Annotated in this window: 14 protein-coding genes and 1 tRNA gene; 9 read left to right on the top strand and 6 right to left on the bottom strand. The window is 63.4% G+C overall.

The window, feature by feature from the left end; genetic code table 11:
- Window positions 1-154 precede the first annotated feature (154 nt).
- The 5 genes from betI to betB are packed head-to-tail and all read left to right on the top strand — an operon-like array spanning window position 155 to window position 6,430.
- Window positions 155-745, top strand: a complete 591-nt coding sequence (betI, locus tag LB577_RS30840; RefSeq protein WP_224690189.1) for a choline-responsive transcriptional repressor BetI — start codon at window positions 155-157, stop codon at window positions 743-745.
- Window positions 742-2,271, top strand: a complete 1,530-nt coding sequence (gene betC, locus LB577_RS30835; protein WP_224690188.1) for a choline-sulfatase — start codon at window positions 742-744, stop codon at window positions 2,269-2,271. Before betI ends, betC begins: the two co-directional genes overlap by 4 nt.
- On the top strand, window positions 2,268-3,269 hold the full coding sequence (locus LB577_RS30830; RefSeq protein WP_224690187.1) for a threonine/serine dehydratase: 1,002 nt from the start codon (window positions 2,268-2,270) through the stop codon (window positions 3,267-3,269). Before betC ends, LB577_RS30830 begins: the two co-directional genes overlap by 4 nt.
- Window positions 3,262-4,914, top strand: coding sequence for a choline dehydrogenase (gene betA / locus LB577_RS30825; RefSeq protein WP_224690186.1), 1,653 nt, complete (start codon window positions 3,262-3,264; stop codon window positions 4,912-4,914). Before LB577_RS30830 ends, betA begins: the two co-directional genes overlap by 8 nt.
- 52 nt (window positions 4,915-4,966) lie before the next feature.
- Window positions 4,967-6,430: a betaine-aldehyde dehydrogenase gene (gene betB, locus LB577_RS30820; protein WP_224690184.1), complete on the top strand. Its 1,464-nt coding sequence runs from the start codon at window positions 4,967-4,969 to the stop codon at window positions 6,428-6,430.
- A 197-nt stretch (window positions 6,431-6,627) separates the two neighbouring features.
- Here betB and LB577_RS30815 read toward each other — a convergent pair whose 3' ends face one another.
- The 3 genes from LB577_RS30815 to LB577_RS30805 form a co-directional block, all read right to left on the bottom strand.
- Window positions 6,628-8,865: a mannose-1-phosphate guanylyltransferase/mannose-6-phosphate isomerase gene (locus LB577_RS30815; protein ID WP_224690183.1), complete on the bottom strand. Its 2,238-nt coding sequence runs from the start codon at window positions 8,863-8,865 to the stop codon at window positions 6,628-6,630.
- 192 nt (window positions 8,866-9,057) lie between these two features.
- Window positions 9,058-10,578: a phosphomannomutase/phosphoglucomutase gene (locus LB577_RS30810; protein WP_224690182.1), complete on the bottom strand. Its 1,521-nt coding sequence runs from the start codon at window positions 10,576-10,578 to the stop codon at window positions 9,058-9,060.
- A 164-nt stretch (window positions 10,579-10,742) separates the two neighbouring features.
- A tRNA-Pro gene (locus tag LB577_RS30805) sits at window positions 10,743-10,819 on the bottom strand.
- 272 nt (window positions 10,820-11,091) lie between these two features.
- Here LB577_RS30805 and LB577_RS30800 point away from each other — a divergent pair.
- The 4 genes from LB577_RS30800 (at window position 11,092) to LB577_RS30785 (ending at window position 13,203) form a co-directional block, all read left to right on the top strand.
- Window positions 11,092-11,376, top strand: coding sequence for a hypothetical protein (locus tag LB577_RS30800; RefSeq protein WP_224690180.1), 285 nt, complete (start codon window positions 11,092-11,094; stop codon window positions 11,374-11,376).
- Window positions 11,377-12,079: 703 nt separating this feature from the next.
- Entirely contained in the window at window positions 12,080-12,295 is a 216-nt protein-coding gene (locus tag LB577_RS30795) for a hypothetical protein (protein WP_224690198.1), read from the top strand.
- Window positions 12,296-12,430: 135 nt separating this feature from the next.
- Entirely contained in the window at window positions 12,431-12,742 is a 312-nt protein-coding gene (locus tag LB577_RS30790) for a hypothetical protein (RefSeq protein WP_224690179.1), read from the top strand.
- Window positions 12,743-12,843: 101 nt separating this feature from the next.
- Window positions 12,844-13,203 (top strand): hypothetical protein, encoded by a 360-nt coding sequence (locus LB577_RS30785; RefSeq protein ID WP_224690178.1) that lies wholly within the window; start codon window positions 12,844-12,846, stop codon window positions 13,201-13,203.
- Between the two features lie 40 nt (window positions 13,204-13,243).
- Here the strand turns inward: LB577_RS30785 and LB577_RS30780 are convergent, their stop codons facing one another.
- From LB577_RS30780 to LB577_RS30770, 3 genes are read right to left on the bottom strand one after another with little or no spacing between them, the layout of a single operon-like run.
- Window positions 13,244-14,863: an ABC transporter ATP-binding protein gene (locus LB577_RS30780; protein WP_224690177.1), complete on the bottom strand. Its 1,620-nt coding sequence runs from the start codon at window positions 14,861-14,863 to the stop codon at window positions 13,244-13,246.
- Window positions 14,864-14,899: 36 nt separating this feature from the next.
- Window positions 14,900-16,021 carry an ABC transporter permease gene (locus tag LB577_RS30775; RefSeq protein WP_224690176.1) on the bottom strand — a complete coding sequence of 374 codons (1,122 nt, stop codon included), beginning with the start codon at window positions 16,019-16,021 and terminating at the stop codon, window positions 14,900-14,902.
- Window positions 16,014-16,937 carry an ABC transporter permease subunit gene (locus LB577_RS30770; RefSeq protein ID WP_013896497.1) on the bottom strand — a complete coding sequence of 308 codons (924 nt, stop codon included), beginning with the start codon at window positions 16,935-16,937 and terminating at the stop codon, window positions 16,014-16,016. Before LB577_RS30770 ends, LB577_RS30775 begins: the two co-directional genes overlap by 8 nt.
- Window positions 16,938-17,102: the final 165 nt, after the last annotated feature.

Here is a 17,102-nt window from a genome sequence, read left to right as displayed (position 1 = left end):
ACGTCGCCTTCATTGTTCAAATATAAACATTCCTGCCTCGGCAGTGAAGGGGCCGGAACCGGACAATCGCTTGGTACAGGTTGCGCCAGCGTTGATTTTTTGTTGATTGACGCGTCAATAAAAAATAATCTGCCCCGCAAAAGCCGGGAACAGCATGCCGAAAATCGGAATGGAGCCACTGCGCCGCAAGGCGCTCATCGACGCGACGATCTCGGCGATCGGCGAGCGCGGTTCGCTCGACGTGACCATGTCCGAGATCGCCGGGCGGGCTGGCGTATCCTCGGCGCTTGCCCATCACTATTTCGGCGCCAAGGACGAATTGCTGCTGGCGACGATGCGGCACATACTGGGCGAACTGACCATCGACATGCGGCGCGCTTTTCAATCCGCCGCTTCCCCGCGCGAACGCGTTTCGGCGGTGGTGGCCGTCAACTTCTCCGACATCCAGTTCCAGCCGCAAACCATCGCCGCATGGCTCGCCTTCTACGTCGAGGCACAGAAGTCGTCCGCGCTACGCCGCCTGCTCAGGGTCTATGCGCGGCGGCTGCACTCGAACTTGATGAGCGGGCTCATCGGCATCCTGCCCAGGGCCGAGGCCGACCGCGCCGCCGAGGCGACCGCGGCTATGATCGACGGGCTCTATATCAGGCGGGCGTTGAAGGACGGCGTGCCCGACGCCGCGACCGCGATCGCGCTCGTCGAAGACTATCTCGAAATCAAACTCGGCGAGCGGCGGAAGCAGTGACAGCGAAGCGACCCAATTTCCTGATCGTCATGGTCGATCAGCTCAACGGAACCTTGTTTCCGGACGGGCCGGCGGACTTCCTGCACGTGCCGCATCTCAGGGCGCTCGCTGCCCGCTCGGCACGCTTTGCCAACAATTACACCGCCTCGCCGCTCTGCGCGCCGGGCCGTGCCTCGTTCATGAGCGGTCAGTTGCCGTCGCGAACCGGGGTCTATGACAATGCGGCCGAATTCGCCTCGTCGATCCCGACCTTCGCCCACCATCTGCGCGCCGCCGGCTATTACACCTGCCTCTCTGGCAAGATGCATTTCGTCGGGCCGGACCAGATGCACGGTTTCGAGGAGCGCTTGACCACAGACATCTATCCGGCCGACTTCGGCTGGACGCCGGACTACCGCAAACCCGGCGAACGCATCGAATGGTGGTACCACAATCTGGGTTCGGTCACCGGCGCCGGCGTCGCCGAGACCACCAACCAGATGGAATATGACGATGAGGTCGTGTTCCTGGCCACGCAGAAGCTCTATCAGCTTTCGCGCGAACAGGACGATGGGAACCATCGGCCCTGGTGCCTCACCGTTTCGCTGTCGCACCCTCACGACCCCTATGTCGCGCGCAAGCAGTATTGGGATCTCTACGAGCACTGCCAGGCGCTCGACCCGGAAACGGGTTTTATCGCGCAGGACGAACAGGACACGCATTCACAGCGGCTATACCTCGCCAGCGATTATCCGTCGTTCGAGATCACGCCCGAGCAGGTACGTCGCTCGCGGCGCGGTTATTTCGCCAACATCTCCTATGTCGACGACAAGCTCGGAGAGGTTCTGGACGTCCTCAAGCGCACGCGTATGCTCGACGACACCATCATCCTGTTCTGCTCGGACCATGGCGACATGCTTGGCGAGCGCGGCCTGTGGTTCAAGATGAGCTTCTTCGAGGGCTCGGCGCGGGTGCCGCTGATGATCGCCGGCAAGGGCGTGCCGGCCGGGCTGATCGAGGCGCCGGTCTCCAATCTCGACGTGACGCCGACGCTCTGTGACCTCGCCGGCATCGACATCGATGCAATCGCGCCGTGGACCGACGGCCAGTCGCTGCTGCCGCTCACCAAAGGTGGGCAACGCAGCGCCCCTGTGTTGATCGAATATGCCGCCGAAGGCTCCTACGCACCGCTGGTGGCGATCCGCGACGGCGGATACAAATTCATCCACTGCGAGCTCGACCCGCCGCAGCTGTTCGATCTCGAAGCCGATCCGCTGGAGCGGGTCAATCTGGCCAACGATCCGGCCAAGGCGGCGTTGGTGTCGGTCTTCATGGACAAGGTCCGGGCGCGCTGGGACATGGCCAAATTCGATGCCGCCGTGCGCGAGAGCCAGGCGCGGCGCTGGGTGGTCTATCCAGCGCTGCGCAACGGCGCCTATTACCCCTGGGATTTCCAGCCGCTGCAGAAGGCATCCGAGCGCTACATGCGCAACCACATGAACCTCGACAATCTCGAGGAAAGCAAAAGGTATCCGCGAGGCGAATGATGACAAGTCCTGTCCCCTCCCTCGACCATCTCAAGGAGGCCTATGCGGTCACATCCAGGGCGACGCAGATCACGCCGCTGCTGGAATCGGCGGCCCTTGCGCGCGAGACCGGTGCGGCCCGCGTCTTCATCAAGCCGGAATCGCTGCAATGGGCGGGATCGTTCAAGATACGCGGCGCTTATTGGCGGCTGAAGCGGCTTTCCGCCGAGGAGGCGAAGAAGGGCGTCGTCGCCTATTCCTCCGGCAATTTCGCACAAGGGCTGGCGGCCGCCGGCCAGGCGCTCGGCATTCCGGTCACCATCGTCATGCCGATCGATGCGCCGGCCGCCAAGCGCGATGCCACGGCCGGCTACGGCGCACGCGTCGTGCTGACCGATCATGGCGAGCGCGCGCGTGAAGAGGTTGCCGCCGCCAAGGCGCGCGAGATCGCCGAGACGGAAGGCCTGGCACTGCTGCATCCGTTCGACGATCCGGAGATCGTCGCCGGCCAGGCGGGCGCCGGCCTCGAGGCGCTCGACCAGCTCTCGGCCAAGGATGCCAGCGCCGACCTGTTGTTCTGCTCGGTCGGCGGCGGCGGACTGATCGGCGGTGTGTCGCTCGCATTCCATTATCTGTCGCCGGCAACCGAGATCATCGGCGTCGAGCCCGAAGGTTTCAATGGCATGGGTTCATCGCTGGCGCATGGCAGCATCGAAACCATGCCGATCGGCCCGAAGTCGATCTGCGACGGATTGATGTCGCGGCGGCCGGGCGACGCGCCCTTCGCGGCGGTCAAGACTGCCGGCGTTCGTGGCATCACGGTCGACGATCAATCGGTGCGGCGCGCCATGCGGATCGCCTTCGAGCGGATGAAGCTGGTGCTCGAACCGTCGGGCGCTGCGTCGCTGGCGGCGTTGCTCGGCGGCAAGGTGGATGTGCGCGGCAAGACCGTGCTCGTGGTGGCAACCGGCGGCAATGTCTCGCTCGCCGATTTTATGGCGCATATGAACCATGCTTGAAGCGGATTTCGTCATCATCGGCTCCGGCTCGGCCGGCTCGGCCATGGCCTACAGGCTGTCGGAGGACGGCAAGCATTCGGTGATCGTCATCGAGTTCGGCGGCTCGGATATCGGCCCGCTGATCCAGATGCCATCGGCGCTGTCGATCCCGCTCAACATGAGCCTCTACGACTGGGGCTTTGCCAGCGAGCCGGAGCCGCATCTGGGCGGCCGCGTGCTGGCTACGCCGCGCGGCAAGGTGATCGGCGGTTCATCCTCGATCAACGGCATGGTCTATGTGCGCGGCCACGCCCGTGACTTCGACCATTGGGCCGAACAGGGAGCGGCCGGCTGGGGCTTTGCCGACGTTCTTCCCTACTTCAAGCGCATGGAGGATTCGGACGGCGGCGAGGACGGCTGGCGCGGCCGCGGCGGGCCGCTGCACGTGCAGCGCGGCTCACGGCGCAATCCACTTTATGGCGCTTTCGTCGACGCGGGCCGCCAGGCCGGGTTCGAATTGACCGACGACTACAACGGATCGAAGCAGGAAGGCTTCGGGCCGATGGAGCAGACCATTCAGGGCGGCCGCCGCTGGTCGGCGGCATCAGCCTATCTGAGGCCGGCGCTCAGGCGCAAAAACGTGAGTCTGGTCAAGGGCTTTGCCCGCCGGGTGATCATCGAGAATCAACGCGCCATCGGCGTCGAGATCGAAGCTCACAAACAGATTCAGGTCGTTAAGGCGCGACGCGAGGTGATCGTCGCCGCCTCGTCGATCAATTCGCCCAAGATCCTGATGCTGTCCGGCATCGGCCCGGCTGAGCATTTGCGCGAAAACGGCATTGCCGTGCTCGCCGACAGGCCCGGCGTCGGCCGCAATCTGCAGGATCACATGGAGCTCTACATCCAGCAGGAATCGACCAAGCCGATCACGCTCAATTCGGTGCTGAACCCGTTCTCGAAGGCGCTCATCGGCGCGCAATGGCTGTTCTTCAAGTCGGGCCTCGGCGCCACCAACCATTTCGAGGCAGCCGCCTTCGTGCGCTCGCGCGCCGGCATCGACTATCCCGATATCCAGTACCACTTCATCCCGGCGGCGGTTCGCTATGACGGCAAGGCGGCGGCCAAGTCGCATGGTTTCCAGGCGCATGTCGGGCCGATGCGCTCGAAGTCGCGCGGCTCGGTGACGCTGCGGTCGCCGGATCCGAAATCGAAGCCGGTGATCCGCTTCAACTACATGTCGCATCCGGACGACTGGGTGGAGTTCCGCCACTGCATCCGGCTGACCCGCGAGATCTTCGGCCAGACGGCATTCGATGCCTATCGCGGCCAAGAAATCTCGCCGGGCAGCCATGTGCAGTCGGACGACGATCTCGACGTCTTCATCAGGGATCACGCCGAGAGCGCCTACCATCCCTGCGGCACCTGCAAGATGGGCCGCGCCGACGATGCGATGAGCGTCGTCGATCCGGAGTGCCGGGTGATCGGCGTCGAAGGATTGCGGGTCGCGGACTCCTCGATCTTCCCGCGCGTCACCAACGGCAATCTCAATGGACCGTCGATCATGACCGGCGAAAAGGCATCCGACCACATACTGGGCCGCACGCCACTGGCGCCGTCCAACCAGGAACCATGGATCAATCCGCGCTGGCAGGCGTCGGACAGATAGAGCATGATCCGGCGAACGTCCGGCCCAGGCGAATAGAATTTGGAGACCTCCCATGCGCGCCCAGCCCACGGCATCGCACTATGTCAACGGACGCTACGTTGACGACGAGCAAGGCGCGCCGCTGCCGGTCATCTATCCGGCCACCGGCGAGACCATCGCCATGCTGCGCGCGGCGACGCCGAACGTGCTGGAGTTGGCCATCGAGGCCGCACGGGCAGCACAACCCGCCTGGGCGCGGTTGAAGCCGGTCGAGCGCGGCCGCATCCTGCGCCGCGCCGCCGACATTTTGCGCGCCCGCAACGCCGACCTTGCCCGCATCGAGACGCTCGATACCGGCAAGGCGATCCAGGAAACTCTGGTGGCGGACGCGCCTTCCGCCGCCGATTGCCTTGAATATTTCGGCAGCGCGGTCGCCGCCTACAATGGCGAATCCGTCGACCTCGGCGGCCCCTTCGCCTATACGCGGCGCGAGGCCCTCGGCGTCTGCGTCGGCATCGGCGCCTGGAACTATCCGATCCAGATCGCCGGCTGGAAGTCCGCGCCCGCGCTCGCCATGGGCAACGCCATGGTGTTCAAGCCATCGGAAAACACACCGCTGTCGGCGCTGGCGCTGGCCGAGATCTACAGCGAGGCCGGCCTGCCCGATGGGTTGTTCAATGTCGTGCAGGGTTATGGCGATGTCGGCGCCGGCCTCGTCGGCCACGATGTCGTCGCCAAGGTTTCGGTGACCGGCTCGGTGCCGACCGGCCGCGAGGTGCTGTCGCTTGCCGGCTCCAAGATGAAGCACGCAACGATGGAGCTCGGCGGCAAGTCGCCACTGATCGTCTTCGACGACGCCGACATCGAAAACGCCATTGGCGGCGCCATGCTCGGCAATTTCTATTCGACCGGCCAGATCTGCTCCAACGGCACGCGCGTCTTCGTGCAGAGTGGCATTCACGACCGCTTTGTCGAAAGGCTAGTCGAGCGAACCAAGAAAATCCGTATCGGCGACCCACTCGATCCCGAGACCCAGATGGGGCCGCTGGTCTCGAAAGCGCAGCATGAGAAGGTCGTCGGCTATATCGGCATCGGCAAGCAGGACGGCGCCACGCTGGCTTGCGGCGGCAACGTGCCTTCGCTGCAAGGTTTTGACGGCGGGTTCTTCGTCGAGCCGACGGTGTTCACCGGGGTCACCGACACCATGCGCATCGCCCGCGAGGAAATTTTCGGACCTGTCATGAGCGTGCTGAAATTCGACGGTGAGGACGAAGTGATCGACCGCGCCAACGACACCGAGTTCGGCCTTGCCGCCGGCGTGTTCACCCGCGATCTACCGCGCGCCCACCGCGTCATCGCCGAGCTGCAGGCGGGCACCTGCTGGATCAATGCCTACAATCTGACGCCGGTCGAACTCCCGTTCGGCGGCTTCAAGCAGTCCGGCATAGGCCGGGAAAATTCGCTGGCGGCGCTGGCACTCTACTCGCAGCTGAAATCGGTCTACGTCGAGACGGGGGACGTGGCGAGCCCGTATTGAGAGGTCGGCGGGACAGCGCCCCCCTCTGTCCTGCCGGACATCTCCCCCTCAAGGGGAGAGATCGGACGTCACTCTCGGTTTCGCCAATCACCGACGTTGCAGAAAGGGCGGCAAGGCCCAAGCTGCCAATCTCCCCCCTTGAGGGGGAGATGTCCGGCAGGACAGAGGGGGGCGTGAAGGAATGAGGCGGTCGTCAACTAGCTTCTCTCCGCCGTCCCGTCCAGATACTGCGTCAGCGCGCAGACCAGATGATAGAAAATGCTGGCTGGAACGTCGGATGCCAAGGAGCGGCCGCGCTCGTCGATGCGGTCGATCCATAGGCCCAGCGGCGCCGGATCGATGTGCCAGCGGAACAGCCGGCCGACGCGCGCCTCTATCTCCGGCTTGAGATCGGGGCCGCCTGAGCCATTCAGCGCAATTGCCGCCTTGACCGCTTCAGCCTGCGGCCAACTGCGTGACGCCAGGTCGAGCGGCAGGCCTTGCCGCGAGACCGCGCCATAGGCAAGGCCCGTGGCGCGGTTGAGACCGCTGGCGATTGCCGAGGCGTAGAGTTTTCTGGCGAAGCCGCGCAATTCGGCCTGGCCGCTGCGCTCGGCGAAATCGACCAGCAGCGAGGCCCATTCGAAATGATGGCCAGGCTCGGTCCAGAGTCCCTTGTCACCAGCGGCCGGCTTCCATTCGGCGTCGAAATATTCGCCGAGCGTCCAGCTTTCAGGATCGAAGAAATGGCTGCGGAAAAGGTCGATGATGCGTGCGGCACGGCGCAGATGGGCACGCTCTCCGGTGGCCTGATGCCAGGCCAGGAACGCCTCGAGCAGATGCATGTGCGGGTTGGAGCGCCGCTCGCCCTCCCCGTCCGATGTTTCGAGGAACCCGGTCATGCGGCTGTCCTCGAGATGGGCATCGAGAAAAGCGAAGGTTTCCTCGCCGAGCCGAAGAGCATCCGGATTGCCCGACATATGTGCATGCGCCAGCGCCAGCAGAACGCAGGAATGGTCGTAGGTATCCTCCGTGGCATCGGCAACGGAGCCGTCGACATTCAGCGTGCGCACCCAACCGCCGCGGTCGGTGCGCCCCTTCCCTGCCATGAAGTCGATGCCATGTGCGATCAGCCGGTCGGCCGGACCGTCCCAACCGCGCGCGCTGGCGACGGCGAAGGCATAGACCTGGCGAGCTTGCGTGCGCATGCGTTTGGGCTTCATCAGCGGGGAGCCGTCAAAGCCAAGCGCTTCGTGGAAGCCGCCGTGGCGCTCGTCGACACCTGATGTCGACCACAATGGCAAGGTTTCCTGAAACAGCCAGTGATGCACGCGCCGCCGCCAGGCGCCACTTTCAATGACGCGATCATGGGCAGGCGTGAACCGTGTTTCGAGCCGGCCCGACCTCTCCAACTGCTCGACGACTTTTTTGACGTGCTGGCTGTGGCTGACAGGAGCGACGAAAGTGGCGTCAGCGGTCGAAACGATGGCAACATCCTTCATGCCGATGGCGGACAACAGGCGACCGTCGCCGCGGATGTACGAATTTTCGCAATCAATGGCGACGACATCGCCGACAATGACATTGCCCCTGCTGTCGGACGGGCCGACATCGAGCAGTGATTGCCAGGAACCAAGATCGTTCCACCGGAAACCGGCCGGCACCATCGCGATGTCCTTCGCCCGCTCCATAATGGCGTAGTCGATCGAGTTGGACGGAATGGCCGCGTAGAGTTCGAGCGGCATATAGAGGCCTGACAGATCCGATGTCGCCGCCCTGTAGGCTGCTTCGGTGGCCTGCCAGATGTCCGGCTGGAAGGCGGCAAATGCATCTCGCATGGCGCTGGCGCGAAACAGGAAGATGCCGGTGTTCCAGTAGAAATTTCCGGCTTTGAGATAGCCTTGCGCAGTCGCAAGGTCCGGCTTTTCGACGAAGCGTGAGACGTCGAAGATGCCGCCACTTTCGGCCGCGACCTCGATATAGCCATAGCCGGTTTCGGGTTGCGCCGGCTTTATGCCGAACACCACAAGTCGGCCTGCGCGTGCCGCCTCGGCACCCGCCTCTATGCTCTGCCAGAATTGCCTTGCCGTCGATATTTCGTGGTCCGACGGCACCACCAGGACCAGGCTGTCGCCGAACTCGGACAAAGTGCGCAGCGTCGCCAGCGCGACGGCGGCAGCGGTGTTTCGCCCCGTGGGCTCGAACAGCGGACCGCCGCCGGCGAGATCGAGGCCGGCAAGATCGGCATGCACACGTTCGGCATGGCGCTCCGACGCGATCAGGAAGATCGGCGTTTCGCCGCCGGATCTTGCCGCCAGCCGACGCAAGGTCTTGGCCAGCATCGAGCCATCGCCCGACAGGTCATGGAACTGCTTGGGATTGTCCTCGCGTGACAGCGGCCAGAGCCGCGAGCCAACGCCGCCGCTCATGACAAAACTGACAATTCGATCGGTCATTCGGGTCTCGTATTCAAAAAAGCGGCGGTTGGCGCCCGACACAAGCCTTTAGCCCGTGTTCGTCCAGTTGGAAATGCGGCAACTCCTATCGGTTCGAGATGTCGACAGGGATCGGTTCTGCGACATTTCCACTGGTGATGGTGGCTTCGGCCTCATGCGTCGAGATCGAGGTCAGGCTGGCCGAATCACAGCTCAGAAAGTCTGGTTATAGGCGCCGACTTCGGGGCTGCGGCGCAGCACGGCGTCGACGGCCTCGAACATCTGGCGGCGACGCTGCGACGAGACCGGGCTTTCGACGACCACGACGAGCTCAGGCTTGTTCGAAGACGCCCGCACCAGCCCCCAGGTGCCGTCCTCGGAGACGACACGCACGCCGTTGACGGTGATCAGGTCCGATATCTTCTGGCCGGCGAAAGCGGCGCCGTCTCGCATCATCGCCTGAAAGTCGGAGACCACCCGCTCGACCACGCCATACTTCACGTCGTCGGCGCAGTGCGGCGACATGGTCGGTGTGCCGAAGGTCAGCGGCAGCGCACGGTAGAGGTCGGCCATCGAGCTGTCCGGGTTGCGGTCGAGCATCTGGCAGATGGCGATGGCCGTGACCAGCCCATCGTCGTAGCCGCGCCCGATCGGCGGATTGAAGAAGAAATGCCCCGATTTCTCGAACCCGGCGACGGCGCCGAGTTCGGCGACACGCCGCTTGATGTAGGAGTGGCCGGTCTTCCAGTAGTCGGTGACGGCGCCATTGGCCTTGAGCACGCTGTCGGTGTTGAACAGCCCGGTCGACTTGACGTCGACCACGAAGGTCGAACCCGGGTGCTGGCCGGAGATGTCGCGCGCGAGCATCACGCCGACCTTGTCGGCAAAAATCTCGTTGCCTTCATTGTCGACCACGCCGCAGCGGTCGCCGTCGCCGTCAAAACCCAACCCAACATCGGCGCCGGTCTCCAGAACCTTGTCCCTTATGGCATGCAGCATCTGCATGTCTTCGGGGTTGGGGTTGTAGCGCGGAAAGGTGTGGTCGAGTTCGGTATCGAGCGGGATCACCTCGCAGCCGATGCGCTGCAACGCTTCCGGGGCAAAAGCGCCGGCAGTGCCGTTGCCGCAGGCGGCGACCACTTTCAGCTTTCGCGCGATACGCTTGTCCCTGGTCAGGTCGTCGAGATAGGTGGCGCGAAAATCGCGGATGAAATCATAGGAACCACCGCCGACAAGGTCGAAATCTCCGGCCTGCACGATCGCCTTCAGCGCGCTCATCTCCTCGGGTCCGAAGGTCAGTGGCCGCGCCGCTCCCATCTTGACGCCGGTCCAGCCATTTTCGTTGTGCGAGGCGGTGACCATGGCCACCGACTGGGTTTCCAGCGCGAACTGGGCGAAATAAGCCATCGGCGACAGCGCCAGGCCAATATCCCTCACCCGTGCGCCCGCGGCCATCAATCCGGACACCAGCGCCAGCTTGATCGACAATGAATAGGAACGGAAATCATGCCCGGTGACGATGTCGGGACCGGCGCCGAGACGGCGGATCAGCGTGCCAAGCCCCATGCCGAGCGCCTGGACACCGATCAGGTTGAGCTCCGGCGGCACAGCCGAACCGGGGTGGCCAAACCACCAGCGGGCATCATATTCGCGGAAGCCAGACGGCTTTATCAGCGCCTCGGTTTCGAATTCGAAGCTGTTGGGCAAGGCCTCGCCGACGATCCTGGGGGTCAAGACTGGAAAACTCCAAATGGCTGGAACACAAATTGTCGAGGGTCGTGGCTACCACAGGCTTCAAGCCGTGTTTACCCCCAAAACGCGTGGCGTTTGAGGTGAAACGTCTTGCCTTGTTTTCAGGAGGGCGCCGAAGCCGGGATGCGCCAATGCGTTGTTTTTTCTGGTCGGAGTGGCAGGATTTGAACCTGCGACCCCCTCGTCCCGAACGAGGTGCGCTACCAGGCTGCGCTACACTCCGTGACCAGACCGCGGGCTTATAGCCGCCACACCTCGTTCCTGCAAGCGGCAATGGCAGCACTTCTGTCGCATTTCGTCTGCTTTCGCCGCAGATGGTGCGGACACCAGGGTTTCCCAAGTATCGTGGCCGAGACGCAGCCTCGTCCAGGCCATTGACGATGTGATCGCCCGTCCATCAACCCAGCCGTCCTCATCCAGCCCTGAAACCGGAACCAAAGCGGACCAGCAGCGGTTATTCAACGAAGGGCTAATCAAGGCAATGGAGAAATTGCAATGAAAACAATGGCCATGTGCGCTTTGGCGCTTTGCATCGGATTGCCGGCAGTGGCTTCGGCAGCCGAGGCCGATGTCGTTATCAGGACCCACCATCGACACCACAACGTCAAGATCATCAACGAGTACGGCCAGCGCCTGCATCATCGCCGCCACGGTACAGTTGCATTCTACGACCACGGCCGCCGGCATCATCGTCGGGACACCGTGATTGTCACGGGCTCCGTCTCGACCTACCGTCACCATCACCGTCACCCCGTAGTGATCGACAACGGCGGATACTGATCGCCGCCCGTCTGGCCCCGCGCGCCGCTCGCGCCCGGCCCGCCCCACCCCCCACAGCGGCGTCCCGCGCACAAGCTCGACCGACGGCTCTCATGCGGCGCCACGCCGCAAAACCCGTCATTCAACATTGAAACCTGCAGAATCCGACTTGCTGCCCCCCAAGGGCCGCGGATTGCGGCTCCCACCAGAAATCGAGGGTTCGCTCGCCACATCACTCATCACATGAGAGCGGCGAGCGAACCTATCGGCGCAGGAAGGGACGTGGCTGCGCCAATTGCAAACCTTGGGCGGTTCTCACCCTTGGCCGATTCTCCTCCTTGGCCGGTTCTCACCCTTGGCCGATTCTCCTCCTTGGCCGGTTCTCATCCTTGGCCGGTTCTCCTCCTTGGCCGGTTCTCCTGGGTGCTCAGCCGAGGGCTATTCCGATAGCCATCAAGGTGATGGCCGCGGCGAAGACCGGTGCGAGCAACCAACGCGCCTGGCCAACACTCTTTTCCATCAGCTTCCTCCCACGATCGTGCAGCGGACAACGGCGGCAAACAGCTGCTGTTCCGCGCGGCGTCCCCGGCAAGACCATTGCCCTTTGCGATCAGACCTAGGTCTGGCACCCCGTCCGACCGAAGCCCAACTTGGAACGGCTGTACACGATCCTAATTTGGTTGATTGGGCGGGAAGACAGTCGAATAAAGCGGAAATGAAGAGCATGTCGAATCGTGAGACCGCACGATCCCATGGCTTAAGCACACGCGTGCATGACCTCAGGACCAAGATGCAGGAGGCTCGGATCACCGAGGACGAAATGAAAACCTTCCAAAGGGTCGCGGCCGCGATGGAAGACGGCCAGGGCCAAATCGATGGCGATGATCTGATCGCCGCATCCTTCGTTGCCGACACGGTGCTGGACAAAAACGCGCCCTGAATGACCATGCCGACAATTAGCAGGCTTTTTGATTCCCATGCCGAAGCAGCCAGGGTCACAGGTGCCTTGGTGGCGGCCGGAGTTCCCCGCGTACAGATTGCCGTCATCGGGCCCTACCATGACGAAGTCGGAGTCTTGAAGACACCTTCTGTCCTGCTTGGCGCGGTCGCCGGGGCGTCGGCCTGCCTGGGCGCTGTCGCAGTCCTAGGCATCAATCCTCTGCCTGCCGGACTGCCGGCAGCGGCGCTGATCGGCGCGATCTGCGGCGGCGGCGCCGGCGCACTGCTCGGGACATTCGTTACGACCACCATCGAGCCGGATGATCGGAGCGTTGCCGAGGGGATCGTTCTGGTGACGGCCCATGTCGATGAAAACGAGGCCGCCATCGCCCAGGCAGTGCTCGGCGGTGGAGCCTCCGGGACCGGATGCGTCGCCAAGGCAGCGTGAGCACGGACTGCGTGCTCGACAGCAGGCGCAAACTTTGACGACATGGGCATCGAACCTAAGTGTGGTATGAGGGGCCGGTAGACGGCGAGCCGGATGCGGACATGAATTTGATTTCAATGGCAAAGCCGGCACCGGTTGTTTTGGTTGCACTGCTTCTTGTGGCCGGCTTTCTCTTGGCCGGTTGCTCATCGATCGGCAGGACGGTGAACGCGGCGAAATACGACAAAATGAGCTGCCCCGAACTCAACAGCGCACTGGGCGAAAACGCCGGCGAAATCTCGCAGGTGGCGATCACGCGCGGCAAGGTCGCCAACACCAGCGTGCCGCGCTGGCTGCTGGGTGGTTCGCGGGTGAAGACGGCGGTCGCAAACCGCGAGACGGCGAGGATCGACCAATTGAAGCAACGGCACGATGCCATTGTCGCCGCACGGGCGCGCAGGTGCCCGAGGTCGGCGAGCTGAGCAAACAGACGCCGCCACGATGATTGTCTGAAGCGACGTTTCAGGCGCTCAACCGGAACCGCGTGACATCGATTGCCGCATTCATCAGCGTCTGGGTGTAGGCAGCCTTCGGATTGCTGAAGATCGCCTCGGTCGGCCCCTCCTCGACGATCTTGCCCTGCTTCATGACGATGATGTAGTCGGCAATGGCGCGCACCACGGCAAGGTCGTGGCTGATGAACAGGTAGGACAGTTCGTGGTCGGCCTGCAGCTTGCGCAGCAGCTCGACGATCTGTTTTTGAACCGAGCGGTCGAGCGCCGAGGTCGGTTCGTCAAGCACGACCATTTTGGGTTTCAGGATCATGGCACGGGCAATGGCGATGCGCTGCCTTTGTCCGCCCGAGAATTCATGCGGGTAGCGATTGCGCGCGTTTGGATCGAGGCCGACTTCGCGCAGGGCTTCGACCGCGCGCTGGTCGCGCTGCTTGCCCGAAAGATCAGGCTCATGCACCAGGAGCCCTTCGGTGATGACCTGGCCGACGGTCATGCGCGGCGATAGCGAGCCGAACGGATCCTGGAAGACCAGTTGCATCTGGCGCCGCAGCGGCCGCATCGCCTGCCGGTCGGCGGTGGAAATGTCGCGATCGCCGAAACGAATGAGCCCGTCGCTCGGCAACAGCCGCAGCAAGGCGCGGCCGAGCGTCGATTTTCCCGAGCCGGATTCGCCGACAATGCCGATCGTCTGGTTGCGCTGCAGCCGGATCGAAATGTCGTCGACGGCGCGCAGCATCAACGGTTCGGCGGCGAGGAAGCCGCCGCCGATCCTGAACGTGACTTCGACATTCCTGCCTTCGAGCACCACGGGCGCATTGGCGGGCGGTGGCGCCTTTGTTCCGGTCGGCTCGGCCGCCAGCAGCATCTTGGTATAGGCGTGCTGCGGGCCGACGAAGATCGCTTCGGCCTCGCCTTCCTCGACGACCTCGCCCTGGCGCATGACATAGACCCGGTCGGCGAAGCGCCGGACGATGCCAAGATCGTGGGTGATGAAGACGATCGCCATGCCAAGCTTGCGCTGCAATTCGGCCAGAAGCATCAGGATCTGCGCCTGGATGGTCACGTCGAGCGCCGTCGTCGGCTCGTCGGCGATCAGGATGTCGGGGTCGTTGGCTAGCGCCATGGCGATCATCACGCGCTGGCGCTGGCCGCCGGACATTTCGTGCGGATAGGATTTCATCCGCCGCTCCGGATCTGGAATATGCACCAGCCGCAGCAGCTTGAGCGCCTCCTCATGCGCCTCGGCGGCATTCAATCCGCGATGCCGGCGGATCGGTTCGATCAGCTGGTTGCCGATCGAATAAAGCGGATCGAGCGAGGTCATCGGCTCCTGGAAGATCATGCTGATCTTGCGGCCGCGGACCTTGTTCAGCTCGGACTTGTTCAGTGCCAGGAGGTTGCGGCCGCGATAGTCGACACTGCCCGATGCTTCGCCGTTGGAGGCCAGCAGGCTCATCGCCGCCATCATCGTCTGGCTCTTGCCGGAGCCGGATTCGCCGACCACGGCAACGGTCTCGCCCGCATTGACGTGGATGTTGATGCCCTTAACCGCTTCGACCGCGCCGTCGAGTGTGCGGAAGCGGACGCGCAGGTCCTTGACGCTGAGGATGGTTTCGGCAGCAGCCATGTCAACGGTCCCCATCTCTATCGATCGCTATCATCTCTATCGATCTCTTGGGTCGAGCGCGTCGCGCAGGCCGTCGCCGACGAAATTCAGGGCAAACAGCGTCGAGACGAGGAAGAAGGCGGGAAACAAGAGCAGCCAGTTGGCCGTGCCGATGTTCTTGGCGCCGACCGAGATCAGGACGCCCCAGCTGGTCATCGGTTCCTGAATGCCAAGCCCCAGGAACGACAGGAAGCTCTCCAGGATGATGACCTGCGGCACCAGCAGCGTCATATAGATCACAACGGGACCAAGCAGGTTGGGGATGACATGGCGCAGCAGGATGCCGCGCTGGCCGACGCCCATGGCTTCGGCCGCCTGGACATATTCCTGGCGGCGGATCGACAGCGCCTGGCCACGCACGATGCGCGCCATGTCGAGCCATAGTACCGCGCCGACCGCCAGGAACATCAGCACGAAGTTGCGGCCGAAGAACACCACCAGCATGATGACGAAGAAGATGAACGGCAAGGAATAGAGAACGTCGACGATGCGCATCATCACTTCGTCGACCTTGCCGCCGGCGAAGCCGGCCGTGGCTCCGTAGATCACTCCGATCACCACCGCCACGACACCGGCAAGCAGGCCGATGGCCAGCGATATCCGCCCGGCCATCAGCGTGCGCGAGAGAAGATCGCGGCCGGTGTTGTCGGTGCCGAACAGGAAATACTGCTGCTTGACCGACGTGCTCATCGTGACTTCGAGGCCGTCGGGCGACTTGCTCTCGATCTTGGTGTTGTCGAAGGCGTCGGACCGGTCGAGGTAGCGGATGTTGCGATCGTCGATCGGCTTCGTCGAGGTGACGGTGACCGTGACGCGCTCGCCCTCCTGCTTCCATTCCCTGATGTCGACCCGCATGCGCTTGATCGCGTCATTGAGGGCCGTCTCGATCATATCTGCCTTGGGATAGGCCGTGAAGCTCGGCGGCGTGCGCACATAGTCGGCATAGATGGTCGTGTACTGATGCGGCACGAACCAGGGGCCGAACACGCTGATGATCGCGACAAAGGCCAGGTAATAGAGGCTGAACATGGCGGCGCGATTGGCCTTGAGACGCGCCCAGGCGTCGCCCCAGAGCGAGCGGCCGACGATGACGGGGGCCGTGACTGCGATATCAGTCATAGCGCACCCTCGGATCGACGACCGCGTACATGACGTCGACGATCAAGTTGAAGACGATGGTGAAGATGGCGATCACCACCACCGTTCCCATCACCAGTGTGTAATCGCGGTTGAGGGCGGCATCGACGAAATAGCGGCCGACGCCTGGAATGGAAAAGATCGTCTCGACGATGACCGAACCGGTCAACAGCGCCGCCGCCGCCGGGCCGGTGAACGAGACGATCGGCAAGATGGCGCCGCGCAGCGCGTGCTTGACCACCACCGACCAGTCGGAAAGGCCGAGGGCGCGGGCCGTGCGGATATGGTGGGAGCGCAGCGATTCGATCATCGAGCCGCGCATCAGGCGGGCAACGATGGCGATCTGTGGCAAGGCAAGGGTGAGCACCGGGCCGATCTTGTTGATGAAGGCGCCATCGCCCCACCCGCCGATCGGCAACAGCTTCCAGGTCAGCCCGAACAGAAGCTGGATCACCGGCGCGATGACGAAGGTCGGGATGGTGCTGCCGGCGGTCGCCAGCGCGATCACCGCGTAATCGCCAAGCTTGTTCTGGTTGAGTGCGGCGACGGTGCCGAGCACACTGCCGAGCAGCAGCGCCAGGATCAGCGCCGAGGCGCCGAGCTGGATGGATATGGGCAGGCCCTTGGCAAACAGTTCGGTGACGGTGAAATCCGGCATGTTGTAACTCGGGCCGAAATTGCCGCGCAGGAGATTGCCGAGATAGTGGACATATTGCAGCCAGAGCGGGTCGTTGAGGCCGAATTGGGCTTCAAGGTTGGCCTTGATCTCGGGGCTCAGCCCGCGCTCCTGGTTGAATGGACCGCCCGGCGCGACGCGCATCAGGAAGAACGCCATCGTCACGATGACGAACAGCGTCGGGATGGCGGTCAAAAGCCGCCGGAATACGTATCGCAGCATCGGTGCCCCGCTTGATCCGGAACTCGCGCGTCCAGTCGGACGATTGCGCTCCAGCCTTCAATCTTCGCACCGGATTCCCCGAAAATCGATTCCGCTTTCCGGACCGATGCGATGGCAAACCAGCACCGCCGCGCACTCGAGTGCGCGGCGGTGCTGGTTTGCCAT

This window comes from Mesorhizobium sp. B283B1A, assembly GCF_020165735.1.
Taxonomy (GTDB): domain Bacteria; phylum Pseudomonadota; class Alphaproteobacteria; order Rhizobiales; family Rhizobiaceae; genus Mesorhizobium; species Mesorhizobium opportunistum.
Note: the sequence above shows the minus strand (reverse complement) of the source record. Positions and strands in the feature narration are given on the sequence as shown.

Excerpts from the sequence above, each read along its gene's own strand:
- betA (WP_224690186.1), top strand. The coding sequence starts at position 3,262 with ATGCTTGAAGCGGATTTCGTCATCATCGGCTCCGGCTCGGCCGGCTCG.
- betI (WP_224690189.1), top strand. The coding sequence starts at position 155 with ATGCCGAAAATCGGAATGGAGCCACTGCGCCGCAAGGCGCTCATCGAC.
- LB577_RS30830 (WP_224690187.1), top strand. The coding sequence starts at position 2,268 with ATGATGACAAGTCCTGTCCCCTCCCTCGACCATCTCAAGGAGGCCTAT.
- LB577_RS30795 (WP_224690198.1), top strand. The coding sequence starts at position 12,080 with ATGTCGAATCGTGAGACCGCACGATCCCATGGCTTAAGCACACGCGTG.
- LB577_RS30770 (WP_013896497.1), bottom strand. The coding sequence starts at position 16,937 with ATGCTGCGATACGTATTCCGGCGGCTTTTGACCGCCATCCCGACGCTG.
- LB577_RS30800 (WP_224690180.1), top strand. The coding sequence starts at position 11,092 with ATGAAAACAATGGCCATGTGCGCTTTGGCGCTTTGCATCGGATTGCCG.
- LB577_RS30775 (WP_224690176.1), bottom strand. The coding sequence starts at position 16,021 with ATGACTGATATCGCAGTCACGGCCCCCGTCATCGTCGGCCGCTCGCTC.
- betB (WP_224690184.1), top strand. The coding sequence starts at position 4,967 with ATGCGCGCCCAGCCCACGGCATCGCACTATGTCAACGGACGCTACGTT.
- LB577_RS30815 (WP_224690183.1), bottom strand. The coding sequence starts at position 8,865 with ATGACCGATCGAATTGTCAGTTTTGTCATGAGCGGCGGCGTTGGCTCG.
- LB577_RS30780 (WP_224690177.1), bottom strand. The coding sequence starts at position 14,863 with ATGGCTGCTGCCGAAACCATCCTCAGCGTCAAGGACCTGCGCGTCCGC.
- LB577_RS30785 (WP_224690178.1), top strand. The coding sequence starts at position 12,844 with ATGAATTTGATTTCAATGGCAAAGCCGGCACCGGTTGTTTTGGTTGCA.